Here is a 25,640-nt window from a genome sequence, read left to right on the forward strand (position 1 = left end):
GCGTTCAGGCGGCCTTCCCGGAGCGGCTGGGGCCCGTCGCGGCAGCAGCCGGGACGGTACGCGGAAGGGGGTACGCGGCGACTGCGTACCGTGGTGCCATGAGCACCGCCAAGTTGACGCCCGCCCGGCGCCGGGCCGTGGCCGGGGCCGACGCCGCGACCGGGCTGGTGCGCGCGAGCGACCGCGTGCTGGAAGGGCTGGTGGACGGCGGTCTCGCGGTACGGCATCCGCGCCCGCCGCACCGCCACTACCTCACCCCCGCGGGCCGCGAACTGCGTGACCGGCTGCTCGCCGTAGCCGAAGCCGAAGCCGAAGCCGAAGCCGAAGCCGCAGCCGGCGCCGGCGCCGCAGACGAGCCGGAGGGCAGCCGGGTCCCGGCAGAGCCCGGGGTGTTCGCGGCCCGTACCGGCGGCGAGCCCGCCCCGCCCGACGCCGCCGCCCGCGCGCGCGAGGTGCGCAGCGCGTGGGAGGGCCTCGCCGAGCTGCGCCGGCTCACCAACGCCGACGGCGCCATCGACGTGCCGTGCGCCTGGGAGCGTACGCATCTGGCGTCGGCCGTCGCCCTCGCGCTGGAGGCCGGCGGCCTGCCCCCGGCCACTGACGTGACCGGCGGCTACGCCGTCACCCCCGCCGCGCACCAGCCGGAGGCGGTGCGGGTCGACTGGCGGCCCGGGCCGGCCCTGCGGGAGCTGGTACGGGCCGCGGGGGTGCTGGAGGCGGCGGGGTGGCAGGTCTCCGAACACCCGGAACGCGACGGCGGGATGTACCTGCTGGCCTCACCCCGCCGCCGCTGAACAGGCCGGTGCCCCGGTGCCGTACGACACCGGGGCGCGCAGGGGCGCGTACGGACGCCTCCGCGCCCGTACGCGCCCTTCCCCCGAGACCCCCGTGCCCTTACGGCGCTACGCCGCCTCCCGCTCCGTGACCTTCAGCCGGCCCTTCTTGATGACCGCCAGCCGTGGCGCCCGCCTGGCGATCGCGCTGTCGTGCGTGACCAGCACGTATGTCAACCCCAGCTCCTTCCACAGCCCTTCGAGCAGCGCGACGATGTCGTCCCGGGTGTCCTCGTCGAGATTGCCCGTCGGCTCGTCGGCCAGCAGCACCTTCGGCTGCTTCACCAGCGCCCGCGCGATCGCCACGCGCTGCTGCTGGCCGCCGGACAGCTCGCCCGGCAGGTGCGTCAGCCGCTCCGCGAGCCCCACGGACTCCAGCGCCTCGGCCGCCCGCTTGGCGCGCTCGGTCGCCTTGACGCCGAGCGGCACGAGCGCGGTCTCGACGTTCTCCTGAGCGCTGAGGGTGGGAATGAGGTTGAAGCTCTGGAAGACGAAGCCGATGGTCGCGGCGCGTACCCGGGTGAGCGCGGCCTCGCTGAGGCCGCCGAGGTCGGTGCCGTCGAGGCTGACGGTGCCGGACGTCGCGCGGTCGAGGCCGCCGAGCAGTTGCAGCAGCGTCGACTTGCCGCCGCCGGTGGGGCCGCGGACGACGAGCTGGTCGCCGTCGGCGATGGTGAGGTCGACGCCGGCGAGGGCGTCGATGGCCTCCTTGCCGCGCTGGTAGCGCTTGGTGACGCCGGTGAGCTGGTACATCGTGGTCAACTCCTGGATGCCGCGGGTGAGGTGGTCGGGGGAGGTGGGGCTACTCGACGCGGCGCAGCGCGTCCGCCGGCCGCAGCCGCGCCGCCCGCCAGCCGCCGAAGAGGCCGGCGATCAGGCCGCCGGCGACCGCGAGCGCGACGGCCAGGGCGATCACGGAGAGCGTCACGGGCGCCTGGAGCGCGACTTCCACGGTGGAGTTCGCCGCGTCCACCATCTCCTTCGGCCCGCGCATCACGGCGCCCTCGGGCATGTCGGCGCCCGGGCCCACCGAGGCGTCGAGCGTCGGGGCGACCGTCGTGACGAGGTACGCGCCGGCGACGCCGAGCGCGATGCCGAGGACGCCGCCGAGGATCCCGTTGACGAACGCCTCGCCCATCACCTGCCGGACGACGCGCCCACTGCGCCAGCCGAGCGCCTTGAGCGTGCCGAACTCCCGCACCCGCCGGCCCACGGCGGACATGGTGAGCAGCCCGGCGAGCAGGAAGGCGGCGACCAGCACGACGACGGAGAGCCACTTGCCGATGTTGGTGGCCAGGTTGGAGGCGGTGGAGAGGTTCCCGGAGACCTGCTCGGCGAGGTCGGAGGCGGAGGTGACGCTGGCGCCGGAGACGTTCTCGTCGATGGCGTCCTTGACCGCGGGGATGTCCTCGGAGCTGTCGGCCTTGACGTAGATGGTGGAGACCTTGTTCTCCAGGTCGGCGTCGGACAGCTCCTGGGCGCGCTTGAGCGGGATGTAGACGTTCGCGGTGGCGGCGCCGGTGTCGGCGGTGGCGATGCCGACGACCTCGAACTCCTTGCCCTTGATGGTCACCTCGTCGCCGACCTTCAGGTCCTCGTCCTTGGCGTACGCGCTGTCGACGACCGCCTTGAGGGAGTCGGTGTCGTTCTTGCCGAAGGTCGCGCCGTCGCTGATCCTGGACGAGGAGAGCGGGCCGACGTCCTGCTGGGTGACGTCGAGTCCGGTGACGGTGAAGGAGTCGACGTCGATGTCGGCGCCGCCGCCCTCGATCCGCGGGCCGCCCCCGCCTCCGCCGCCGGGTCCGCCCTGGCCGGGAGCCGCCTGGCCGGTGGCACCGCCCTCGATCTTCCCCTGCTGGAAGTCGCCCTTGAACTCGATGTCGTTGAGCGCCAGCGCGCCCACCGCCGTGTCGACGCCGTCCTGGGCCTCGACCTCGCCGACGACCGAGTCGTCGAGGTGCTGGAAGCCGCCGAGCGGCATCAGCCGGTCGTCGGTCTTGGTGGCGTCCTCACCGCCCTCGCCGGGTCCGATACGGAAGCTCTGCGGCCCGCCGTCGCTCTTGTCCGCCTCCTTGCTGACGGTGAGGTCGGTGCCCACGCCGTAGAGGGAGTGCAGGACTTCGTCCTGGGCGTCGCGCATGCCGGCGGCCACGGAGGACACGGTGATGACGAGGCCGATCCCGAGCGCCAGGCCGAGGGCGACGACCAGTGCGGCCTTTCTGCGCCGGCGCAGCTCGCGCCGGAGGTAGGTGAGGAACATGCGCCGAAGCTATGGCGCGATGTTGGGGAAAGGCTGAGGTCACCGTGAGAGTGCCATGAGAAAGGGCCGGGCCTCGCCGTACGTACGTCGTACGGTCCAGGTCCCGGCCCTGTGCCGGTGCTACGGCGCACGCCCGCGGCGCCCGCCGGAGGAAGGTGCTCCGCGCCCCCGCGCGCTGCGGTACGCCGGAGCGTACGGGGCGTCTCGTGCCCTCCCCGGAGCACCGCGTCGGCCGTGGCGCGGCGGCGCCCCGCCACGGCCGAGCGGATCAGCGGCTCAGAGCGCGCTGCCCTCCTGCCAGGCGGCCCAGTCCATGTTCCAGCCGTTGAGGCCGTTGTCCGGGGCGATGGTCTCGTCGGGCGAGTTCTTGACGATCACGACGTCACCGACCAGCGACTGGTCGTAGAACCACGCGCCGTCCGTCCCGGAGTCGTTCGCCCCCTGCTTGTCGAAGAGGCCGACGCAGCCGTGGCTGGTGTTGGCGCTGCCGAAGACGCCCCGGCCGCCCCAGTAGTTGCCGTGGATGAACGTGCCGGAGGTGGACAGCCGCATGGCGTGCGGCACGTCCGGGATGTCGTACTCGCTCTCGCCCTCGTCGTCCGTGAAGCCCACGGTCGAGCCGTCCATCCGGGTCTCCTTGTGCTTCTCGGAGATCACCATCTGGCCGTTGTACGTGGGGTTCTCGGGCGAACCCGCGGAGATCGGGATGGTCTTGATCTTCTTGCCGTCCCGCACGACCTCCATCGTCATGGCCTTGACGTCGACGGTGGTGACCTGCGAGCGGCCCACGGTGAAGCTCATCTCGCGGTCCTGCACGCCGAAGACGCCGGGCGACGCCTCGACGCCGTCGAGGTTCATGTCCATGGTGACGGTGGAGCCCGCCTCCCAGTAGTCCTCGGGGCGGAAGTCGAGCCGGGTGTCGTTGAACCAGTGGCCGACGACCTCCTGGCCGCTGCTCGTCTCGACCGCGATCTTCGACTCGACGGCCGCCTTGTCCTCGACCGGCTTGTCGAAGTTGAGCGACACGGGCATGCCGACGCCGACCTCGGTGCCGTCCTCCGGGGTGAAGTAGCCGATCACGCTGTTCTCGGCGGAGACCGTGGAGAAGTTCGCGTTGGACGTGGACACCTGGCCGTCGCTGTCCTTGGCCTTGGCCGTGAGCCGGTACTCCGTGCCGCGCTCCAGGGCCGCGTCCGGGGTCCAGGAGGAGCCGTCGTCCGCGATGGTCCCGGCGACCTGGTCGGTGCTGCCGGCAGCGGTGAGCACGACCTCGGTGAGCTTGCCGCCCTTCACCGTGACCTTGGTGTCGGAGTTGATCCCGACGTTCTCCGTACCATCCTTGGGCGCGATGGTTATTCGGGCGTCCGGCACGTTCTTCTTCTGCTCCGAGGCGGAGTCCTTCTGATCATCGGAGCCTTCCGCACTGCTGTCGCCGCCGCACGCGGTCAGCCCCAGCACGGCGCTCATCGCCAGTGCGGTCAGCGCCACCCCGCCCCTGCCGTACACCCTCACGTCGTAACTCCCCTTCACCGCGAAGGGCGCGATGCCCTACCTCACGGAGGAGGACGCCCAGTCCCCACTAGTCCGTTCCGTCCTGCCACCCCACTGTGGCACACGCCACGGACACTCCTGACCCGCGGTCGGGCACACCGCCCCACATCCGGCCGGAAGGAGAGGGAACGGCGCAGGTCAGCGCCCATTCGATCAGATTGCGACGAATCAGGAAAGAGGCCCTGTGACGGACTCCACGGCCGTGACGAGCCGCCCGGAACGGATGAATCCCTCCGCCGCGGCCAGGTCCGGCGACAGGAACCGGTCGTCCCCCGGCCCCGCGACCCCCGCGTCGCGCACGGCGCGCAGCACGGCCTGTGTGGCGGGCGCCGGCGTGAGCCCGGCGCGCAACTCGACGGCGCGGGTGGCCGCGTACATCTCGACGGCCAGCACCCTGGTCAGGTGATCGATCGCGGTACGCAGCTTGCGCGCCGCGGACCAGCCCATCGAGACGTGGTCCTCCTGCATCGCCGACGAGGGGATGGAGTCCGCCGACGCCGGGACGGCCAGCCGCTTCAGTTCGCCGACCAGCGCGGCCTGCGTGTACTGGGCGATCATCAGGCCCGAGTCCACGCCGGGGTCGCCGGCCAGGAAGGCGGGCAGGCCGTGGCTGCGGTTCTTGTCCAGCAGCCGGTCGGTGCGGCGCTCGGCGATGGAGCCGAGGTCGGCGGCGGCGACGGCGAGGAAGTCCAGGACGTACGCGACGGGGGCGCCGTGGAAGTTGCCGTTGGACTCGACCCGGCCGTCGATCACCACCGGGTTGTCGACCGCGGCGGCCAGCTCGCGCTCCGCGACCGTACGGGCGTGGGCGAGGGTGTCCCGGCCGGCGCCCGCGACCTGGGGCGCGCAGCGCACGGAGTACGCGTCCTGCACCCGGGGCGCGGCGGGCTGGCCGTCGTGGCCGGTCTGGTGGTGGCCGGTGAGGCCGGAGCCGTCGAGCACCTTGAGCATGTTGGCGGCGCTGGCGGCCTGGCCGGGGTGGGGGCGCACGGCGTGCAGCTCGGGCGCGAGCACCCGGTCCGTGCCGAGCAGGGCCTCCAGGGTGAGCGCGGCGGTGACGTCGGCGGCGGTGAGCAGCGCGGCGAAATCGGCGCAGGCCATGAGCAGCATGCCGAGCATCCCGTCGGTGCCGTTGAGCAGTGCGAGGCCCTCCTTCTCGCGCAGCGTCACGGACGTGAGGCCGTGCGCCGCGAGCAGGTCCGCGGCGGGGTGCACGGTGCCGTCGGGGCCTTCGGCGTCGCCCTCGCCCATGAGCGCCAGCGCGCAGTGCGAGAGGGGGGCGAGGTCGCCGGAGCAGCCGAGGGAGCCGTACTCGTGGACGACGGGGGTGATGCCGGCGTTGAGCATCCCGGCCATCGCCTGCGCGACCTCGGGGCGTACGCCGGTGTGGCCGGAGGCCAGCGTCTTCAGGCGCAGGAACATCAGCGCCCGTACGACCTCGCGCTCCACCCGCGGGCCCATGCCGGCCGCGTGCGAGCGGACGATGTTGCGCTGGAGCTGCACGCGCAGGTCGGGGCTGATGTGCCGGACGGCGAGCGCGCCGAAGCCGGTGGAGACCCCGTACACCGGGTCGGGCTTGGCGGCGAGGTCGTCCACGACGCGGCGCGCGGCGGCGAGCGCGTCGAGGGCGCGTACGGACAGCTCGACCGGGGCGCCGCGGCGGGCGACCGCGAGGACGTCGTCCGCGGTGGTGCCGGCGGGCCCGAGGACGACGGGCGCGGGGCGGGAGTGCATATTCATATTCAGGAACCTTACGAAGTGAATCCTGAGCTGTCACGGGCGCTGTGCGGACCCCCTGGCGGGACGTCCAACTGATCAGAGAACACACTTGGTCAGCTCTGGCGCGACGCGGTCGCACGCACTACGTTAGCGAGCGTTAACGCCACGAGCCGCCGGAGGCAGATTCGCATGGGCGAGGGCATCGCCGTCCGCACGCACGAGCACGTCGCCGAGCTGGTCCTCGACCGGCCCGAGGCCATGAACGCCGTCTCCACCGAGCTGGCCCGCGCGCTCACCGAGACCACCGCGCGGCTGGCCGCCGACGCGTCGGTACGGGCCGTGGTCCTCACCTCCAGCCACGAGCGCGCGTTCTGCGTCGGCGCGGACCTCAAGGAGCGCAACGCCTTCACCGACGCCGACATGCACCGCCACCGCCCCACGTCGCGCGCCGCGTACACGGGGGTGCTGGAGCTGCCGATGCCGGTCATCGCGGCGGTGCACGGCTTCGCGCTCGGCGGGGGGTACGAGCTGGCGCTGTCCTGCGACTTCATCGTCGCCGACGAGACCGCGGTGGTCGGGCTGCCGGAGGTGTCGGTCGGGGTGGTGCCGGGAGGCGGCGGGACGCAGTTGCTCCCCCGCCGGGTGGGCTCGGCGCGCGCCGCCGAGCTGATCTTCACCGCACGCCGGGTGGAGGCGGCGGAGGCCCACGAGCTGGGCCTGGTCGACCGGCTGGTGCCGGCGGGCGAGGCGCGTACGACGGCGCTGGACCTGGCCCGGCGGATCGCGGGCAACTCGCCGGTGGGCGTGCGGGCCGCGAAGCGGGCGCTGCGGCTGGGCCACGGGCGGGAGCTGCGGGCGGGGCTGGAGATCGAGGACGCGGCCTGGCACCGCACGGCGCTGTCGGCGGACCGGAAGGAAGGCGTGGCCGCGTTCAACGAGAAGCGCAGGCCGGAGTGGCCGGGGGCGTGAGGGGCGAGGGGGGTCGCCTCCCTCATAGTGGGCAATCGGCCTAAATCCTGCAAACGGGGATTGATTGCCTACTCTGGAGCCGTGACGGGCAACGGCCGGCCCCCGGACCAACCGCTGCGCGCCGTGGTCGAGCTGGCCTTGGCGCTGGCGGAGGCGGTCACGCCCCGCGACACGATGCGTGCGGCGGCGGCGGGTGCCAGGCGCGCGCTGGCCGGATCGTTCGCTGCGGTCTCCGTCTGGGAGCGGGAGAGCGGGCGGCTGCGGGTGCTCGTGAACGACGGCGAGCGGACGCCCGGTGAGGAGGAGTTCCCGCCGGACGAGTCGTACGCCCTGCGCGACTTCCCCGACCTGGCCGTGCGCGGCGGCCCCTGGAGGGCGACGTCCGGCTCTCCGGGACCGCGGGGGGAGATGCTGCGACGGCGCGGGCGGGGCAGTGGCCTGTTCGTGCCGATCCTGGTGCACGGCCAGGCGTGGGGCGAGCTGTACGTGGCCCGCCCGCGCGGCGCGGCCGCCTTCAGCCCGTACGACGAGAGCGTCGCGGCGGCGCTGAGCGCGGTGGTGGCGGCGGGGCTGGCGCAGTCGGAGCGGCTGGAGGAGGCGCGGCGGCTGGCGTTCACGGACCCGCTGACGGGGCTGGCCAACCGCCGGGCGCTGGACCTGCGGCTGGACGAGGCGGTGGAGCGGCACCGGGCGGAGGGCACGGTGGTCAGCCTGGTGGTCTGCGACGTCAACGGCCTCAAGGAGGTCAACGACTCACTCGGTCACGCGGGCGGCGACCGTCTGCTGGAACGATTCGGCTCGCTGCTGTCGCGGCACGGGGCGGCGCTGCCGGGCACGCTGGCCGCCCGGCTGGGCGGCGACGAGTTCTGCCTGCTGTCGGCGGGCCCGCCGGCGGACGACGTGGTGCGGACGGCGACGGAGCTGTGCGCGCAGGCGGCGACCCTGGACCCGGGCCGGGGGGTCGCGTGCGGGGTGGCGTCGACGGGGGACCCGATCGGCCCGGTGCCGTCGGGGCGGCGGCTGCTGCGCCTGGCGGACGCGGCGCAGTACGCGGCGAAGGCGGCGGGGTCGGAGGGCCCGGTGGTGGCGGGCCGGGACAGGGAGGTGACGAGGCTGGCGGACGACCCACCGCGAGGGCGGAGCCGGAGGACGTTCAGGGGAAGACAGGCGGGGAGCCGGGGCTAGGGTCTGTCGTCACTCTCCCGTCTGCGGCTGGGGGTACCGCCCACGCGCGCGCAGCGCGCTGGGGGGAGCCTGGCACGCACGCTCGCCGCGTTGTCGGGATCGGCCGAAGAGGCCCCCTATGCGGTCGGCCCTCCGCCTTGCGATCGCACGCACCGGACTCCCCTACGCCCCGGGGGCGTGGGCGGTGCCCCCTGCCCCGCCCGCCCTGCGGGCGAACGACGCGAGATCGAAGTCAGCACCCAGACCCCTCAGCCGCGGCGGCTCAGCAGCCAGGGCTCCACCACGCCGAGACCCCGCACCGGGCGCTGCCACATCGGCTGGAGTGCGAAGCGGTACGACGGGGCCTCCCCCGTGCCGCCCTCCGCCGCCGCCTTCTCCGCCGCCGTGGCCGCCGCCTCCGACTCCGGGGCGGCGCCGTCCCGTATCAGCTCCTCGGCGAAGTCGCCGTGGACCAGCACCGTGTCCTTCGGCGCGATCGACGTGAGCCGTGACGCCAGGTTGACCGTCGTGCCGAACACGTCGCCCATCCGCGTCGTCACCGTGCCGAACGCGATGCCCACCCGCAGCTCCGGCATCGTCTCGTCGTGGGCCAGCGTCTCGATCAGCCGGATGCCGATCTCCGCCGCCGTGCCCGCGTCGTCCGCGGAGAAGAGCACCTCGTCGCCCAGGGTCTTGATGAGCCGGCCGCCGTGGGCGGCGACCAGGTCGGCGGCGGTGGTCTCGAACGCCTCGACCAGCTCGCCCAGCTCCTCCTCCTCCAGCCGCCGGGTCAGCCGGGTGAAGCCCACCAGGTCGGCGAAGCCGACCGCGAGGCGGCGGTCGACCATCTCGTCGTCGTCCTGGGCCTGGACCACCCGGCCGGTGGCCGCGGCGAGCTGGCGGCGCCAGACGTAGACGAGGAACTCCTCCAGCTCCGGCAGCAGCAGCTCGACCAGCGGGTAGGCGATCTCCGTACGGGACATGCCCTCCTGCGGCTCGGTGAGCCCTTCGAGGAAGGAGTCGATCTGCCAGTCCGCGAGCCGGGCCGTGGTCTGCCCGGTGGAGCGCGCCACCTGCACCGCCATGCCCTCGCTCAGCAGCCCCGCCTCCACCAGGCCCGCAAGCCGCCGCAGGGCCAGCACGTCGGCCTCGGTGAGCGCCTTGGCCTGGCCGATGTCGGCGAAGCCCATGGCGCGCCAGAAGCGGGCCGCCAGCTCCATCGGCACGCCCGCGGCGCGGGCGGCCTGGAAGGGCGTGTAGCGGCGGTCGGAGCCCAGGATGAGCTGCTCGATGCGGATGGCGATCGGGTCGTCTTCGCTCTCCGGATCAACCCGTTCGTCCGGCTCTTCCGGGGCCGCGGAACCTTCCGGGCCCTCGGCGTTTGGTACGCCCCCGGCGGCGCCCGCCGCGCCCGCCGGGCCGTCGGTGCCCGAAGCGGCCTCCGAGCCGTCAGGACCCGCCGGGTCCCTCGGCTCCTCCGCACCGGAGGAGCCCGCAACCTCACTCACCGGCTGCCCCCTCCCCCCGTCCGTTCCCTGGCCACCGCCCTTGCGGTCTCAACGATACGGGAATTGTGGCCCAGCTCACTCCGCTTCGTCCGCGGATCGCAGGTGCACCACGTCCCCCGCACTGACCGGCTCCGCCAGCCCCGCAGCCGTCGCCAGCACCAGCCGGCCGTCACCGTCCACCGCGACGGCCTCCCCCGTCACCGCAGTCCCGCCCGGCAGCTCCGCGCGGACCTGCCGGCCGAGCGTCGCGCAGCCCGCCGCGTACGTCTCCTGGAGCCGGGCGCCGGCCGGGTCGCCGCCGGCGGTACGCCAGCTTCCGTACCACCGCTCCAGCGACCGCAGCATCGCGCGCAGCAGCGGATCGCGGTCGGTGACCTTCGCCCCGGCCAGGGCCAGCGAGCCGGCCTGCGGGACGGGCAGTTCGTCCGCGCGCAGGGTGACGTTGATGCCGATGCCGAGGACCACGGACTCGCTCGCGGCGTCGGGGCGCTCCACGAGGATGCCGCCCGCCTTGCGCTCCTCGCCTTCGACGGTCACGAGCACGTCGTTCGGCCACTTCAGCGCCGTGTCCACACCCGCGGCCCGTGGCAGCGCGGTCGCGACGGCGACGCCCGCGAGCAGCGGCAGCCAGCCCCACCGGCTGACGGGAACGCCCTCGGGGCGCAGCAGTACGGAGAAGAAGAGCCCGGATCGGGGCGGTGCCGACCACCGGCGGTCCAGCCGCCCGCGCCCCGCCGTCTGCTCCTCGGCGACGAGCACCGCGCCCTCGGCCGCACCCTCGCGGGCGCGCGCGGCGAGGTCGGCGTTCGTGGAGCCGGTGGCCTCGACGACGTCGAGCGACGTCCACAGCCCTCCGGCCCGTACGAGCGCCCGGCGCAGCGCGTCGGCGTTCAGCGGCGGACGGTCGAGGTCGGACCAGCGGCTTCCCCGATCTGCACTCATACGGCCACCCTACGGCCAGGCATCGGCCCCGCCCCCGCCGACGCCACGGGGCCTCTACGCCCGCCGCGCACCGGCGTCAAGACCGCCCCGGCGGCGCCACGCCTCCGGATGTGGCCAACGCCGCACCCGTAGGGCGGCCGGGCGCCGATAGCCTACGTAGCGGTAAGTCCCGCACTCCCCCGGGTCCCCCCCGGAGGCGCCCCCGACGAGCAGGAGCTGCACCGCGATGGCCATGGCCCAGGAGCCCCCCGCCGAGATGGCGGACAGCCACACGACGGGCGGCCGGCTCGCCGATCTGAGCCGGCGGATCGAGGAGGCCACGCACGCCGGGTCGGCGCGCGCGGTGGAGAAGCAGCACGCGAAGGGCAAGCTGACCGCGCGCGAGCGGGTCGACCTGCTGCTGGACGACGGGTCGTTCACGGAGCTGGACGAGTTCGCCCGGCACCGCGCGACGAACTTCGGCATCGAGGCGAACCGCCCGTACGGCGACGGCGTGGTCACCGGCTACGGGACCGTCGACGGCCGCCCCGTCGTGGTGTATTCGCAGGACTTCACGGTCTTCGGCGGCTCCCTCGGCGAGGTCTACGGCGAGAAGATCGTCAAGGCGATGGACTTCGCCATGAAGACCGGCTGCCCGATCATCGGCATCAACGACGGCGGCGGCGCGCGCATCCAGGAGGGCGTCGTCGCGCTGGGGCTCTTCGCGGAGATCTTCCGCCGCAACGTGCACGGCTCGGGTGTCGTCCCGCAGATCAGCGTCATCGTCGGCCCGTGCGCGGGCGGCGCGGTCTACTCCCCGGCCATCACGGACTTCACCGTCATGGTGGACGGTATCTCGCACATGTTCATCACGGGCCCCGACGTCATCAAGACCGTCACCGGCGAGGACGTCGGCTTCGAGGAGCTGGGCGGCGCCCGTACGCACAACACCACCTCCGGTGTCGCCCACCACATGGCGGGCGACGAGAAGGACGCCTTCGACTACGTCAAGGCGCTGCTGTCGTACCTGCCGTCGAACAACCTCAGCGACCCGCCCGCCTTCCCCGAGGAGGGCGAGGCGTCGGTCACGGACGAGGACCGGGAGCTGGACACCCTCATCCCGGACTCGGCGAGCCAGCCGTACGACATGCACGCGGCCATCGAACACGTGCTGGACGACCGCGAGTTCCTGGAGACCCAGGCGCTGTACGCGCCGAACATCATCACCGGCTTCGGCCGCGTCGAGGGCCACCCCGTCGGCGTCGTCGCCAACCAGCCGATGCAGTTCGCCGGCTGCCTGGACATCAAGGCCAGCGAGAAGGCCGCCCGCTTCGTGCGCACCTGCGACGCGTTCAACGTCCCCGTGCTCACCTTCGTCGACGTCCCCGGCTTCCTGCCGGGCACGGACCAGGAGTACGACGGGATCATCCGCCGCGGCGCCAAGCTCATCTACGCCTACGCCGAGGCCACCGTGCCGCTGATCACGGTGATCACCCGCAAGGCGTTCGGCGGCGCGTACGACGTCATGGGATCCAAGCACCTCGGCGCGGACCTGAACCTGGCGTGGCCCACCGCGCGGATCGCCGTCATGGGCGCCCAGGGCGCGGTGAACATCCTCTACCGCCGCACGCTCGCCGCCATCGGGGACGAGCAGGAGCGGGAGACGCGGCGCGCGGAGCTGATCAGGGAGTACGAGGACGCGCTGCTGAACCCGTATGCGGCGGCGGAACGCGGGTATGTGGATGCCGTCATCATGCCGTCGGAGACGCGGCGGCAGGTGGCGAAGGGGCTGCGGGTGCTGCGCACCAAGCGGGAGACGCTGCCGCCGAAGAAGCACGGGAACATCCCGCTGTAGCGCGGCGGGAGCCGAGGAGGACAGATGTCCGACGAGATCAAGGTGGTCCGGGGCAACCCGACGGCGGAGGAACTGGCGGCGGCGCTGGCGGTGGTCCAGGCGCGGGCGGCGTCGTCCGTGCCGGGCGGGCGGGGCGGTCCCGCCGGCGAGTGGGCGGATCCGGCGCGGCGGGTGCTGGCCCGGCGGACGCCGCAGCCGGGGCCGAAGGCGTGGCGTACGACGTACTGGCCGTCGTAGGAGGTCCGCGCCGCGCGTAAGTGAGTACCCGTACTCAGGCGCACGGGGGTGCGGGACCGGCACGATCGGAAGATGCTCTGGTCCGACCCTCCAGACGAGCCCGACGCGGAGTTGCGTGCGGCGGAACGGCGGCTGCGCCGCGCCGGCTGGCTGCTAGCGCTGGCGGCGGTGGTGACGATGGCGCTGGGGGCGGCAGGACCCGACGTCCTGCCCACGTGAGCCGGCGGCGTACGGGCGCCGCGGCCCCACGGCACCCGCACGAGCCGCCGTGCCCGCATGACGACTTGTGCACCGGTGCCGGTGCCCGGCGGCGATGTCACCGCCGCCGCCTACCATGACGCCCATGACCCACCACCCCGCCCGCACGCTCGTGCTCGCGTCGCAGTCCCCCGCCCGGCTCGCCCTGCTCCGGCAGGCGGGGCTTGCGCCCGAGGTCGTCGTCAGCGGTGTCGACGAGGACGCCGTCACCGCCGCGACCCCGGCGGAGCTGGCGCTGGTGCTCGCCGAGGCGAAGGCGGGCGCCGTGGCCGCGCGTCCGGAGGCGGCGGGGGCGCTGGTCGTCGGCTGCGACTCGGTGCTGGAGCTGGACGGCAGGGCGCTGGGCAAGCCGGTGGACGCCGAGGACGCCACGGCGCGGTGGAAGGCGATGCGGGGCCGCTCGGGGGTGCTGCAGACGGGGCACTGCGTGATCGACACGGCGTCGGGGCGGCGGGCGAGCGCGACCGCGGGGACGGTGGTGCGGTTCGGCGAGCCGAGCGACGCGGAGATCGCGGCGTACGTGGCGACGGGCGAACCGCTCTACGTGGCCGGGGCGTTCACCATCGACGGCCGCTCGTCGGCGTTCATCGACGGCATCGACGGCGACCACGGGAACGTCGTGGGGATCTCGCTGCCGCTGCTGCGCCGCCTGCTCGCGGAGGTGGGGGTGCAGATCACGGACCTGTGGGCGTAGAGCGCCTTCAGGACCTGCGGGGCGCCCGGGACACGAGGCGGCTCAGGCCGCCGGCGCCGGCTCGGCGCCGCCCTCCGCCTGCCGTACGGGGACGTCCTCGGCGGTCAACGTCAGCACGATCAGCCCGAAGAGCACCATCAGCCCCGCGAACGCCGCCCAGCCCACGAGCCCCACGGCCACCGCCGCCAGCACCGCGTGCAGCACCGCGCAGCTCACCAGCAGGATCCGCCCGGCGCGCCCGGGGGCCCGGTCCCGTACCGCGATGCGCAACGCGACCGCGCCGCAGCAGAGCAGATAGAGCCCGATGGCGACGCCCGCCGCGCGTGTGGAGGCCGACATGAGACCGGAGTCGAGGCCGGCGAGGGACATGTCCTGGCGGTCGACGACCGAGCCCAGGACGAAGTGCACGACGGCCAGCGCGACCGCCTCGGCGAGCAGCGCGGCGCCCGCCACCGCGGCGACGGTTCTGCGCATGGCGGCACCCCCTGAGCCAGGTCCGTACGGCCCTTTCACGCTACTGATGGGTAGTCCGGGGCGGCAAGGGTCCGCGCACGATGGACACGCGAGGGACACGCGACGGGCACACGACAGGCTTGCGCCATGGATCCGACCGGACGGGCGACCCGAAAAGATTCCGTCTCGCCTTCGTATGGTTCCCACAAAAAGATGCGCCGTCCCTCTGCTCAATGTGCGCGAGACCTTGGCCACACGCCGGTTTGGCGCGCACGGCCTGGGATGCGGCGTACCTTGGGAACTCAGGGCTACGCGCCCGAGTGCGGCGGCGCGGATCACCCTCTGTGTGGGAAAGCTCACCTCCGGGATCCCGCAGCGCAGAGGTGTCGCCATTACCTAAAATCTCGGTGTTCCGAGAAGGGAGCCAACGTGCGCAAGGTGCTCATCGCCAACCGCGGCGAAATCGCCGTCCGGGTCGCCCGCGCCTGCCGGGACGCCGGTATCGCCAGCGTGGCCGTCTACGCCGCGCCGGACCGGGACGCACTCCACGTCCGCGTGGCCGACGAGGCATTCGCGCTCGGCGGTGACACCCCGGCCACGAGCTACCTCGACATCGGCAAGGTCCTCCAGGCCGCCCAGGACTCCGGCGCGGACGCCGTCCACCCGGGGTACGGGTTCCTGTCGGAGAACGCCGAGTTCGCCCAGGCCGTCCTCGACGCGGGGCTGACGTGGATCGGCCCGCCGCCGCAGGCGATCCGCGACCTCGGCGACAAGGTGTCCGCCCGGCACATCGCCCAGCGTGCCGGCGCGCCGCTGGTGGCCGGCACGAAGGACCCGGTCGCGGGCGTCGGGGAGGTCACGGCGTTCGCGGAGGAGCACGGGCTGCCGATCGCCATCAAGGCCGCCTTCGGCGGCGGCGGTCGCGGGCTGAAGGTCGCCCGCACCCTCGAAGAGGTGCCCGAGCTGTACGAGTCGGCGGTGCGCGAGGCGATCGCCGCGTTCGGCCGCGGCGAGTGCTTCGTCGAGCGCTATCTCGACCGCCCGCGGCACGTGGAGACGCAGTGCCTCGCGGACAAGCACGGGAACGTGGTCGTGGTCTCCACCCGGGACTGCTCGCTGCAGCGCCGCCACCAGAAGCTGGTGGAGGAGGCGCCGGCGCCGTTCCTGTCGCCGAAGCAGAACGCCGAGCTGTACCGGGCGTCGAAGGCGATCCTCCGGGAGGCGCGCTACGAGGGCGCGGGCACCTGCGAGTTCCTCGTCGGCCAGGACGGCACGATCTCGTTCCTGGAGGTCAACACCCGGCTCCAGGTGGAGCACCCGGTGACCGAGGAGGTCTCGGGCATCGACCTGGTGCGGGAGATGTTCCGTATCGCCGACGGCGAGGAACTGGGGTACGACGACCCGCCGGTGCGGGGCCACTCCTTCGAGTTCCGTATCAACGGCGAGGACCCGGGACGCAACTTCCTGCCCGCGCCCGGCACCGTGACGGCCTTCGAGCCGCCGGCCGGGCCCGGCGTGCGGCTGGACGCGGGCGTGGAGGCCGGCAGCGTGATCGGCCCGGCGTGGGACTCGCTGCTGGCCAAGCTCATCGTCACGGGCGCGACCCGGCAGCAGGCGCTGCAGCGCGCGGCGCGCGCGCTGGACGAGTTCACGGTCTCCGGGATGGCGACGGCGCTGCCTTTCCACCGCGCGGTGGTACGGGATCCGGCGTTCGCGCCGGCCTCGGCGGTCGAGCCGTTCAGCGTCCACACCCGTTGGATCGAGACGGAGTTCGCGGGCGGCATCCCCCCGTTCGCCGGCGGCGCGGACGCCGAGGAGGCGGAGGAGAGCCGCGAGACGCTGGTCGTCGAGGTCGGCGGCAAGCGGCTGGAGGTGTCGCTGCCGTCGTCGCTCGGGGCGGTCGCCTCGGCGGCGGCCGGGCGGTCGAAGCCGAAGCGGCGGGCGGCGAAGAAGTCCGGCTCCGCGGTCTCGGGCGACGCGCTGGCCTCGCCCATGCAGGGCACGATCGTGAAGGTGGCGGTCGAGGAGGGGCAGCAGGTCGCGGAGGGCGATCTGGTGATCGTGCTGGAGGCGATGAAGATGGAGCAGCCCATCAACGCCCATCGCGCGGGCACGGTCAAGGACCTCGCGGCGGAGATGGGCGCGACGCTCACGTCCGGCGCCGTCATCTGCGAGATCAAGGACTGACGCGCATCTGACGCGGTCGGGGGCGGGCCCGCGGGCCCGCCCCCGACGCGTTTTCACGGCGTACGGGTCGTGTTCCTGGCCCCCGCCATCAGCAGCAGCGCGACCGCGGAGAACGCCGCCGCGGCGGTGAACGCGGCGCCCGCACCGTCGAAGAACGTGTGCCCGGCGGAGTGCCGCAGGCCCATGTCGAAGACGGAGACCAGGACGGACAGGCCCAGGCTGCCGCCGACGTACTGCATCGTCTGCAGCAGCCCGGAGGCGGAGCCCGCGTCCTCGGGCTCGACGCCGCTGAGGATGAGGGTGGTGAGCTGCATCATCGTCAGCCCGACCCCGACGCCCATGAGCAGCAGCGGGCCCAGCAGCCCGTCGGCGTAGCCGGAGGAGGCGTCGAGGCGGGTGAGCCACAGGATGCCGGCGGTGTTGAGGGTCAGCCCCGCCAGCGCGGTGCGCTTCGGCCCGAACCTGGCCTGGGCGCGCGGCGCGAACCGCGAGGCGGCGAAGAGCGGCAGGGTGAGCGCCAGGAACGCCAGGCCGGCGCGGAACGGGCTGTAGTCGAGGAACCGCTGCAGGTACTGGGTGGTGAAGTAGAAGACCCCGAACATCCCGGCGGGGACCATCAGCATCGTCCCGTACGAGACCGAGCGGTTGCGGTCGGCGAAGAGCGACAGGACCACCAGCGGGCGGCGGACGCGGAGTTCGACGGCGAGGAAGGTGCCGAGGAGCGCCGCGGCGGCGGCGAAGGCGCCGAGGGCGAGGCCGTCGCTCCAGCCCTGCTCGGCGGTGCGGATGAAGGCGTAGACGAGCGAGGTCATGCCCAGGGTGCCGAGCAGGGCGCCGAGGGCGTCGAACGGGCCGCGCTGGCGCGGGGTTTCGTCGAGGTGGCGGGGGGCGAGCCAGGCGATGGCGAGGCCGACGGGCAGGTTGATCAGGAAGACCCAGTGCCAGGACGCGAGGTCGGTGAGCGCTCCGCCGAGGACCAGGCCGAGCGCGGCGCCGGCGCCGCTGATGGAGGCGAAGACGGCGAGCGCGCGGGCGCGTTGGCGGCCTTCGGGGAAGGTGGTGGCGATCAGGGCGAGGGTGCTGGGGGCGGCGAGGGCCGCGGCGGCCCCCTGGGCGGTACGGGCGAAGAGGAGCAGGCCGCCGCTGGGCGCGAGGCCGGCGAGGAGGGAGGCGGCGGTGAAGGCGAGCACGCCGGTGACGAGGGCGCGGCGGCGGCCTATGCGGTCGCCTATACGGCTGCCGAGGAGCAGCAGGCCGCCGAAGGCGAGGGTGTAGAGGTTGAGGATCCAGGACATCCGGGTCGGGGAGAAGCCGAGGTCGAGAGCGATGTCGGGGAGTGCGACGTTCACCACCGTGGCGTCGATCAGGAACATGAGCTGGGTGGCGACGATCGTGGTGAGGGCGAGCCCCGGGCGGGCGCCGCGGACCTTTCGGCCGTGACCGCGGATGCCGTGGCCGGCGGGCGTGCGCAGGGATGTGGACACAGATGTGCCTCCGGCGGAGAATGAAGTGGAGGGTAGCTCCGCTTGACTATACGGAGGCTACCTCCGTTTTCGCAATGGCATTCTGGGCGGCAGCGGGGACGACGAAGGGTGGTGCCCATGGGAACGGTGCAGGGCCGGCCGATGCGCGCGGACGCGCGCCGCAACTACGAGCGGCTGCTCGGCGAGGCCGCGGTGGCCTTCGCCGAGCACGGCGCGGACGCCTCGCTGGAGGAGATCGCGCGCCGCGCGGGCGTCGGCATCGGCACGCTGTACCGGCACTTCCCCGACCGCTTCGCGCTCATGGGCGAGGTGTTCCAGACGCAGGTGGACGAGCTGGACGCGGCGGCGCGGGCACTGACGGCGGAGGCCGGGACGCCGATGGGGGCGCTGGCGGCGTGGATGCGGCGGTACGTGGACGTGTCGTCGACGATCCGCGGGGTCGCGGCGACGCTGATGGATGAAGGTCTGATGGTCAACTGCAAGGAGCAGTTGCGGGAGACGGTCGAACTGCTGGCTTCGCGCGCGCGCCGGTCCGGCGAACTGCGGGCGGACGTCGCACGGGACGACCTGCTGCGGCTGACGAGCGCGATCGCGTACGCGGCGGAGAAGGCGTCGGCGAAGAACCCGGAGGACACGGAGATCGCGGACCGCCTCCTGGGCCTGGTCCTGGACGGCCTGCGCACCCGGCCTCCGTCCTGACGGGCCGGCGGATTCGCGACAGCACCCTGCCCGGCCACCATGACGTCGGGAATCGGCCAGACCGCACCGTGAGGCCCTTGTTGCACTGGTCCTGCAACAGCGGAACCTCACAGGGCGGACTCCATGGCTGCACCGACCACCTCCCCCGCACACCCGTCCGGCGAGCCCGGCCGCCCACGCCCCGGCTCCGCGGCGAACGGCTGGCCGGCCGTCGTCTCGGTGACGCTCGGCATCTTCGCGATCGTCACCACGGAGATCCTGCCGATCGGTCTCCTCACCGAGATCGGGACGAGCTTCACCGTCTCCGACGGGAGTGCCGGGCTCATGATGACCATGCCGGGCCTCCTCGCGGCGGCCTCCGCCCCGGTGGTGACGGCGGCGTCCGCCCACGTCGACCGCCGCCTGATGCTATGTGCGTTCATGGCCCTGCTGGCCGGCGCGAACTTCCTGGCCGCCGCGGCGCCCGACTACTGGGTCGTCCTGGCGTCACGGGTCGTCGTCGGCGTCGTCATCGGCGGCTTCTGGTCGATCGGCGCCTCGCTGGCCGAGCGCCTGGTGCCCGCCCCGTCGGTGGGCCGCGCCAAGGCGGTGATCTTCTCCGCGGTACCGCTCGGTTCGGTTCTCGGCGTACCGGCCGGCACCCTCCTCGGAGACCTGGCCGACTGGCGCACCGCGTTCGTGGCCCTGGGCGCCCTGACCGTCGGCGTACTGGTCATGCTGCTGGTCTCCGTGCCGCTCCTGCCGCCCACGCGGACCACCCGGCTCCACGTCCTGCGCGGCATGCTGCGAGGCGTCAACACCCGCTTCGCACTCGTGGTCACGGTCCTGATCGTGCTGGCGCACTTCGGCGCGTACACCTACGTGACGCCGTTCCTGGAGCAGGTCACCGAAGCCGGCCCCCGGCTGATCACCGGTCTCCTGCTGGTCTACGGTGCCGCCGGCATCATCGGCAACTTCCTCGGCGGCGCCCTGGTCACCCGCCGTCCCCGCGGGACCTTCGGTCTCGTCGCGGTCGTGATCGCCGCCGCCACGCTCCTGCTCCCCGTCCTGGGGGGCCGGCCGTTCGGTGCCGTGGCGCTGCTGGTCCTCTGGGGCGTGGCCTACGGGGCGGTCCCCGTCTCGTCCCAGACGTGGTTCGCCAAGGCGGCGCCCCACGCGCCCGAGGCGGCGGCGGTGCTGTTCACCGCCTCCTTCCAGGCCACGATCGCCCTCGGTGCCCTGGCCGGCGGCGTCGCCGTGGACCAGACCTCACCGTCCGCCGTCATGACGTTCGGCGGCGGCGCGGCCGTCCTCGCGGCCGTCGCTGTGTGGATACACCGCACCCGGCGCCTGACATGGCCGGACGGCACCTGAACAACACGTCGCGGCCCCGAAGTCATTTACCCGCGCGTGGCCGGCAGCGCGGCCTCATGGCAGGCACCGCTTCCGTGGCCGGCGCCCCGGGGCTCTCCCGGGCCCAGAGGGCTCGCGGAACTACCGGCGGCGGGGGGCCAGGTCGGCGACTCTGTTCTGGTCGGGGAGCGGGGTGGCCGGGCGCATGGTGGTGGGGGCGGGTTGGGGGGTGCGGCGCTGGCCCGGGAGGGGCACGCTGTCCTCGGTGCGGCGCCGCTCACCCCCGTGCCGGGGGTGCCGGGGGGGTGCCGGGGGGCCGCCGTCACCGCCCGCGGACTGCTCCGGGCCCGCCACCGCGATCTGCACCCCCTGGTCCGCCAGGGCCTGCAGCTCCGTCGCCGCCCGTTCGTCGCTCGGCGGCGGCTCGTCCGTGACCAGCCTCGTGATCACGTCGGTGGGCACCGTCTGGAACATCGTGTCGGTGCCCAGCTTGGAGTGGTCCGCGAGCACCACGACCTCCGCCGCCGCCTGCACCAGCGCCCGGTCGACGCTCGCCGACAGCATGTTGGACGTCGACAGCCCCCGCTCGGCGGTCAGCCCGCTGCCGGAGAGGAACGCGCGCGAGACGCGCAGCCCCTGGAGGGACTGCTCGGCACCGCTGCCCACCAGCGCGTAGTTGCTGCCGCGCAGCGTGCCGCCGGTCATGACGACTTCGACCCGGTTCGCGTGCGCCAGCGCCTGGGCGACGAGCAGGGAGTTGGTGACGACCGTCAGGCCGGGGATGCGCGCGAGCCGGCGGGCCAGCTCCTGCGTGGTCGTACCGGCACCGACGACGACGGCCTCGCCCTCCTCGACGAATCCGGCGGCAAGATCGGCGATCGCGGTCTTCTCCGCGGTCGCAAGATGTGATTTCTGCGGGAAGCCGGACTCACGGGTGAAACCACCCGGAAGGACCGCACCTCCGTGCCTTCGGTCCAGCAACCCTTCTGCTTCCAGGGCGCGTACGTCTCGGCGTACGGTCACCTCGGAGGTCTGTACGACTCGGGCAAGCTCTCGGAGGGATACGGCCCCATTGGCCCGTACCATTTCCAGGATCAACTGACGACGTTCTGCAGCGAACACGAAACCGACAGTAACGCCAAAGACCGTGTTCTTTCAGCCGCTTGCGTCGATGAGAAGAAAATGCCCCTTGGCGACATCCGAAGGTGGTATGGGCGCCCGGTACCCCCACGGGCCCGCCCGTGAGCCGGACCGGTGAGGATCGGGAACGGACCGGGCAGGACCTGGTACGGCCCTAGTCGTCGCCGCCCGGCTTGCTGGCCTGGAGCTGCCGCGCGACCTCGGCGATCGACCCCGACAGCGAGGGATAGACGGTAAACGCCTTCGCGATCTGCTCGACGGTCAGATTGTTGTCGACGGCGATCGAGATGGGGTGGATCAGCTCGCTCGCCCGCGGCGCGACTACCACGCCCCCTACCACGATCCCGGTCCCGGGGCGGCAGATCAGCTTCACGAATCCGTCGCGCACCCCCTGCATCTTGGCCCGCGGGTTGCGCAGCAGCGGCAGTTTCATCACCCGCGCATCAATGCGCCCCTCGTCCACATCCGACTGCTGGTAACCCACCGTGGCAATCTCGGGGTCCGTGAACACATTCGCGGAGACCGTCTTCAGCCGCAGCGGCGCGACGGTCTCGCCGAGGAAGTGGTACATCGCGATCCGGCCCTGCATCGCCGCCACCGAGGCGAGCGCGAAGACGCCCGTGCAGTCGCCCGCCGCGTAGATGCCCGGCGCGCTCGTGCGCGACACCTTGTCGGTCCAGACGTGCCCGGAGTCCGTCAGCCGCACCCCGGCCTCCTCCAGGCCGATGCCGCGGGTGTTGGGCACCGCGCCGACCGCCATCAGGCAGTGCGAACCGGTGATCACACGGCCGTCGTTGAGCGTCACCTCGACCCGGTCGCCGACGCGCTTGGCGCCCTGCGCGCGGGAGCGGCTCATCACGTTCATCCCGCGGCGCCGGAAGACGTCCTCCAGCACCGCCGCCGCGTCCGGGTCCTCGCCCGGCAGCACCCGGTCCCGGCTGGAGACCAGCGTGACCCGCGAGCCGAGCGCCTGGTACGCGCCCGCGAACTCCGCGCCGGTGACGCCGGAGCCGACGACGATCAGCTCCGCGGGCAGCTCGTCGAGGTCGTAGACCTGCTTCCAGTTGAGGATCCGCTCGCCGTCGGGCTGCGCGTCGGGCAGCTCGCGCGGGCTGCCGCCGGTGGCGACGAGCACCGCGTCCGCGACCAGCTCCGCGGGCTCCCCCACGGCCGCCCCGGTCACCCGGACCGTGCGCGAGCCGTCCGGGGCCTGCTGCGGCGAGACGCTCGCCCGGCCCCGTACGACCCGGCCGCCGGCGCGGGTCACGCTCGTGGTGATGTCCTCGGACTGGGCCAGCGCGAGGCGCTTCACCCGGGCGTTGACCTTGCCCAGGTCCACGCCGACGACGCGCGCGGCCTGCTCCTCCGGAGGCGTGTCGTCCGCGACGATGATGCCCAGCTCCTCGTACGAGGAGTCGAAGGTCGTCATCACCTCCGCGGTGGCGATCAGCGTCTTCGACGGCACGCAGTCGGTGAGCACCGACGCACCGCCCAGGCCGTCGCTGTCGACGACCGTCACCTCCGCGCCGAGCTGCGCGGCGACGAGCGCCGCCTCGTACCCGCCGGGGCCGCCACCGATGATCACGATCCGAGTCACGTACCCCATTGTCCCCCGCCGCGGCCGGCGGCTCCCGCGCGGGGCCGGGGGGGCGCCCAGTGGGGGGCCGCTTCTACGCGCGTAGGGGGTGACGGGCTAGGCTCGTCGGCGTGAACGCATCCTCTCCGCACGCCGCCCCCGACGCGGCGGCCGCCGCCGACCGCCTCCGCGAACTCACCGGGGCCGAAACCCACGACGTCGCCCTCGTGATGGGCTCCGGCTGGGTACCGGCGGCGGAAGCGCTGGGCGCGCCCGAGCACGAGCTGCGCGTCACCGAGCTGCCCGGCTTCCCGCCGCCCGCGGTGGAGGGCCACTCCGGGCGGATCCGCTCGTACCGGCTGGGCGACAAACGGGCGCTGGTCTTCCTCGGCCGCACGCACTTCTACGAGGGCCACGGCGTCGCCGCCGTGGCGCACGGCGTGCGTACGGCCGCGGCGGCGGGCTGCAAGACGGTGGTGCTCACCAACGGCTGCGGCGGGCTGCGCGAGGGCATGCGGCCCGGGCAGCCGGTGCTGATCTGCGACCACATCAACCTCACCGCGGCCTCGCCGATCGAGGGCGCGCACTTCGTCGACCTGACGGATCTGTACTCGCCGCGGCTGCGGGCGCTCTGCAAGCAGGTGGACCCCAGCCTGGAGGAGGGCGTCTACGCCCAGTTGCCGGGACCGCACTACGAGACGCCGGCCGAGATCGAGATGCTCCGCCGTCTCGGCGCCGACCTGGTGGGCATGTCGACGGTCCTGGAGGCCATCGCCGCCCGCGAGGCGGGCGCCGAGGTGCTGGGGATCTCGCTGGTGACGAACCTGGCGGCGGGCATGACCGGCGAGCCGCTGAGCCACGAGGAGGTCCTTCAGGCGGGGCGCGACTCGGCGGCGCGGATGGGCGGGCTGCTGGCCGAGGTGCTGCGCCGGGTGTGAAGCTTGCGCCGGGCGTGCGGCTTCAGGCGGTACGCGCCGGGGCGTACGCCGCGACGGGCCGGGGACAGGCGGGCCGGGGACGGACGGAGAGGACGACAATGACGGAGGACGGCAACCGGTGACGACGAATCCGACCGCGGACGCCGCCGGCGACGCCGCCGCGCTCACCGCCCGTGCCGGGGCCTGGCTCGCCGAGGACCCCGACCCCGACACCCGGGCCGAGCTGGCGGCCCTGCTGCGGGACGGCGACACCGCCGCCCTCGCGGACCGCTTCGCCGGCACGCTGCAGTTCGGCACCGCCGGGCTCCGCGGTGAGCTGGGCGCGGGGCCGATGCGGATGAACCGGGCGGTCGTCATCCGCGCCGCCGCGGGGCTGGCCGCGTACCTCGACGAGCAGGGCGCGGGCGGCGGCCTGGTGATCGTCGGCTACGACGCCCGGCACAAGAGCCACGCCTTCGCCGAGGACACGGCGGCCGTCATGACCGGCGCCGGCTTCCGGGCCGCGGTCCTGCCCCGCCCGCTGCCGACGCCGGTGCTGGCCTTCGCGATCCGGCACCTCGGCGCGGTCGCCGGGGTCACCGTCACCGCCAGCCACAACCCGCCGCGGGACAACGGCTACAAGGTCTACCTCGGCGGTGGCTCGCAGATCGTCCCGCCCGCCGACGCCGGGATCGCCGAGGCCATCGCCGCGGTGGGCCCGCTCGCGGACGTGCCCCGTCCGGCGGGCGGCTGGGAGGTGCTGGGCGAGGAGGTCGTGGAGGCGTACCTCGACCGGGCCGCCGCGGTCGTCACCCCGGGCGGCCCCCGTGCCGTACGGACCGTGCACACCGCGCTGCACGGCGTCGGCGGCACCGTCCTCGCCGCCGCCTTCACCCGCGCCGGCTTCCCGGCCCCGGTGCCGGTCGCGGCGCAGGCGGAGCCGGATCCGGACTTCCCGACCGTCGCGTTCCCCAACCCGGAGGAGCCGGGGGCGATGGACCTGGCGTTCGCCACGGCCCGCGCGGCGGCGGACGGCGATGTGGACGTGATCATCGCCAACGACCCCGACGCGGACCGCTGCGCGGTGGCGGTACCGGACGCGGCGGCGGACGGCGGCGCGGGCTGGCGGATGCTGCGCGGCGACGAGGTCGGCGCCCTGCTGGCCACGCACCTCGTACGGAAGGGGGCCGCGGGCACCTTCGCCGCGTCCATCGTCTCCTCGTCACTCATGGGCCGGATCGCGCGGGCCGCGGGCCTGCCGTACGAGGAGACGCTGACCGGCTTCAAGTGGCTGGCCCGGGTCGACGGCCTGCGCTACGCCTACGAGGAGGCCCTCGGCTACTGCGTCGACCCGGCGGGCGTCCGCGACAAGGACGGCATCACCGCGGCCCTGCTCGTCGCGGAGCTGACGGCGGAGCTGAAGGCGGCGGGCCGTACGCTCCGGGACCTGCTGGACGACATCGCCGTGGAGCACGGGCTGCACGCCACGGACCAGCTCTCCGTCCGCGTGGACGACCTCGACGTGATCGCGACGGCGATGCGGCGCCTCCGCACGGCCCCGCCCCGCTCGGCGGCGGGCCTGCGGGTGACGCGGGCCGAGGACCTGTCGAAGGGCACCCCGGCGCTGCCGCCGACGGACGGCCTCCGCTACACCCTGGGCGGCGACGAGGCCCGGGGGGTGGCGGCGGCCAGGGTGATCGTCCGCCCGAGCGGCACGGAGCCGAAGCTGAAGTGCTACCTGGAGGCCGTGATCCCGGTCCCGGCCGGGCTCCCGGGCCTCCCGGCGGCACGGGCGACGGCGGCGGAGGTCCTGGCTGACCTGAAAGCGGACCTTTCCACGGCAGCGGGTCTCTGACGTCCAGCCGGACACCGGGGCCGCACCA

General features: G+C 73.7%; 22 protein-coding genes. 12 read left to right on the top strand and 10 right to left on the bottom strand.

Going from position 1 to position 25,640, the window contains the following annotated elements; all coding sequences use genetic code 11:
- The first annotated feature begins 98 nt into the window (after positions 1 to 98).
- Complete coding sequence (locus FB457_RS02010) at positions 99 to 794, top strand: hypothetical protein (protein WP_145780581.1); 696 nt, start codon at positions 99 to 101, stop codon at positions 792 to 794.
- Positions 795 to 902: 108 nt separating this feature from the next.
- Here FB457_RS02010 and FB457_RS02015 read toward each other — a convergent pair whose 3' ends face one another.
- The 4 genes from FB457_RS02015 to hutH form a co-directional block, all read right to left on the bottom strand.
- Complete coding sequence (locus tag FB457_RS02015; RefSeq protein ID WP_047017729.1) at positions 903 to 1,586, bottom strand: ABC transporter ATP-binding protein; 684 nt, start codon at positions 1,584 to 1,586, stop codon at positions 903 to 905.
- A gap of 49 nt (positions 1,587 to 1,635) precedes the next feature.
- Positions 1,636 to 3,093 carry an ABC transporter permease gene (locus tag FB457_RS02020; RefSeq protein ID WP_047017728.1) on the bottom strand — a complete coding sequence of 486 codons (1,458 nt, stop codon included), beginning with the start codon at positions 3,091 to 3,093 and terminating at the stop codon, positions 1,636 to 1,638.
- A gap of 276 nt (positions 3,094 to 3,369) precedes the next feature.
- Positions 3,370 to 4,560 (bottom strand): L,D-transpeptidase, encoded by a 1,191-nt coding sequence (locus tag FB457_RS02025; RefSeq protein ID WP_253911639.1) that lies wholly within the window; start codon positions 4,558 to 4,560, stop codon positions 3,370 to 3,372.
- A gap of 252 nt (positions 4,561 to 4,812) precedes the next feature.
- Positions 4,813 to 6,378: a histidine ammonia-lyase gene (gene hutH, locus FB457_RS02030; protein WP_486588923.1), complete on the bottom strand. Its 1,566-nt coding sequence runs from the start codon at positions 6,376 to 6,378 to the stop codon at positions 4,813 to 4,815.
- Positions 6,379 to 6,552: 174 nt separating this feature from the next.
- Between hutH and FB457_RS02035 the strand changes: the two genes are divergently transcribed.
- Both FB457_RS02035 and FB457_RS02040 read left to right on the top strand, forming a co-directional pair.
- On the top strand, positions 6,553 to 7,332 hold the full coding sequence (locus tag FB457_RS02035) for an enoyl-CoA hydratase-related protein (RefSeq protein WP_145780585.1): 780 nt from the start codon (positions 6,553 to 6,555) through the stop codon (positions 7,330 to 7,332).
- 81 nt (positions 7,333 to 7,413) lie between these two features.
- On the top strand, positions 7,414 to 8,517 hold the full coding sequence (locus FB457_RS02040) for a GGDEF domain-containing protein (protein ID WP_047017724.1): 1,104 nt from the start codon (positions 7,414 to 7,416) through the stop codon (positions 8,515 to 8,517).
- Positions 8,518 to 8,765: 248 nt separating this feature from the next.
- Here FB457_RS02040 and FB457_RS02045 read toward each other — a convergent pair whose 3' ends face one another.
- Complete coding sequence (locus tag FB457_RS02045; RefSeq protein ID WP_145780587.1) at positions 8,766 to 10,004, bottom strand: adenylate/guanylate cyclase domain-containing protein; 1,239 nt, start codon at positions 10,002 to 10,004, stop codon at positions 8,766 to 8,768.
- A gap of 75 nt (positions 10,005 to 10,079) precedes the next feature.
- On the bottom strand, positions 10,080 to 10,946 hold the full coding sequence (locus tag FB457_RS02050; RefSeq protein WP_047017722.1) for a biotin--[acetyl-CoA-carboxylase] ligase: 867 nt from the start codon (positions 10,944 to 10,946) through the stop codon (positions 10,080 to 10,082).
- Between the two features lie 226 nt (positions 10,947 to 11,172).
- Here FB457_RS02050 and FB457_RS02055 point away from each other — a divergent pair, with 226 nt between their 5' ends.
- The 4 genes from FB457_RS02055 (at position 11,173) to FB457_RS02065 (ending at position 13,969) form a co-directional block, all read left to right on the top strand.
- Complete coding sequence (locus tag FB457_RS02055) at positions 11,173 to 12,780, top strand: acyl-CoA carboxylase subunit beta (RefSeq protein WP_486588901.1); 1,608 nt, start codon at positions 11,173 to 11,175, stop codon at positions 12,778 to 12,780.
- A gap of 24 nt (positions 12,781 to 12,804) precedes the next feature.
- Positions 12,805 to 13,017: an acyl-CoA carboxylase epsilon subunit gene (locus FB457_RS02060; RefSeq protein WP_047017721.1), complete on the top strand. Its 213-nt coding sequence runs from the start codon at positions 12,805 to 12,807 to the stop codon at positions 13,015 to 13,017.
- A 72-nt stretch (positions 13,018 to 13,089) separates the two neighbouring features.
- On the top strand, positions 13,090 to 13,236 hold the full coding sequence (gene mmpB / locus FB457_RS35070; RefSeq protein WP_164492577.1) for a morphogenic membrane protein MmpB: 147 nt from the start codon (positions 13,090 to 13,092) through the stop codon (positions 13,234 to 13,236).
- Positions 13,237 to 13,360: 124 nt separating this feature from the next.
- Positions 13,361 to 13,969, top strand: a complete 609-nt coding sequence (locus FB457_RS02065; protein WP_047017720.1) for a Maf family protein — start codon at positions 13,361 to 13,363, stop codon at positions 13,967 to 13,969.
- A gap of 42 nt (positions 13,970 to 14,011) precedes the next feature.
- Here the strand turns inward: FB457_RS02065 and FB457_RS02070 are convergent, their stop codons facing one another.
- A complete protein-coding gene (locus tag FB457_RS02070; RefSeq protein WP_173534876.1) occupies positions 14,012 to 14,443 on the bottom strand; it encodes a hypothetical protein in 432 nt (143 codons plus the stop codon).
- A 408-nt stretch (positions 14,444 to 14,851) separates the two neighbouring features.
- On the opposite strand from FB457_RS02070, the gene FB457_RS02075 reads away from it, so the two are divergent.
- Positions 14,852 to 16,609: an acetyl/propionyl/methylcrotonyl-CoA carboxylase subunit alpha gene (locus tag FB457_RS02075; protein WP_047017719.1), complete on the top strand. Its 1,758-nt coding sequence runs from the start codon at positions 14,852 to 14,854 to the stop codon at positions 16,607 to 16,609.
- A gap of 53 nt (positions 16,610 to 16,662) precedes the next feature.
- On the opposite strand, the gene FB457_RS02080 is transcribed toward FB457_RS02075, so the two are convergent.
- Positions 16,663 to 18,093, bottom strand: a complete 1,431-nt coding sequence (locus FB457_RS02080) for an MFS transporter (protein WP_145780589.1) — start codon at positions 18,091 to 18,093, stop codon at positions 16,663 to 16,665.
- A 117-nt stretch (positions 18,094 to 18,210) separates the two neighbouring features.
- Here FB457_RS02080 and FB457_RS02085 point away from each other — a divergent pair, with 117 nt between their 5' ends.
- Both FB457_RS02085 and FB457_RS02090 read left to right on the top strand, forming a co-directional pair.
- A complete protein-coding gene (locus FB457_RS02085) occupies positions 18,211 to 18,792 on the top strand; it encodes a TetR/AcrR family transcriptional regulator (protein WP_047017717.1) in 582 nt (193 codons plus the stop codon).
- A 123-nt stretch (positions 18,793 to 18,915) separates the two neighbouring features.
- On the top strand, positions 18,916 to 20,145 hold the full coding sequence (locus FB457_RS02090; protein ID WP_047017716.1) for an MFS transporter: 1,230 nt from the start codon (positions 18,916 to 18,918) through the stop codon (positions 20,143 to 20,145).
- Between the two features lie 120 nt (positions 20,146 to 20,265).
- On the opposite strand, the gene FB457_RS02095 is transcribed toward FB457_RS02090, so the two are convergent.
- Both FB457_RS02095 and FB457_RS02100 read right to left on the bottom strand, forming a co-directional pair.
- Positions 20,266 to 21,246, bottom strand: a complete 981-nt coding sequence (locus tag FB457_RS02095; RefSeq protein ID WP_078898417.1) for a DeoR/GlpR family DNA-binding transcription regulator — start codon at positions 21,244 to 21,246, stop codon at positions 20,266 to 20,268.
- Between the two features lie 172 nt (positions 21,247 to 21,418).
- Entirely contained in the window at positions 21,419 to 22,870 is a 1,452-nt protein-coding gene (locus FB457_RS02100; RefSeq protein WP_047017714.1) for an NAD(P)H-quinone dehydrogenase, read from the bottom strand.
- A gap of 101 nt (positions 22,871 to 22,971) precedes the next feature.
- On the opposite strand from FB457_RS02100, the gene FB457_RS02105 reads away from it, so the two are divergent.
- Together FB457_RS02105 and FB457_RS02110 are read left to right on the top strand one after the other, a co-directional pair.
- The gene (locus FB457_RS02105; RefSeq protein ID WP_047017713.1) at positions 22,972 to 23,778 is read left to right on the top strand and encodes a purine-nucleoside phosphorylase; all 807 of its coding nucleotides are present in this window, start codon (positions 22,972 to 22,974) and stop codon (positions 23,776 to 23,778) included.
- 118 nt (positions 23,779 to 23,896) lie between these two features.
- A complete protein-coding gene (locus FB457_RS02110) occupies positions 23,897 to 25,612 on the top strand; it encodes a phospho-sugar mutase (RefSeq protein WP_047017712.1) in 1,716 nt (571 codons plus the stop codon).
- The last annotated feature ends 28 nt before the right edge of the window (positions 25,613 to 25,640 follow it).

The sequence above is a fragment of the Streptomyces sp. CNZ287 genome (genome assembly GCF_007827615.1).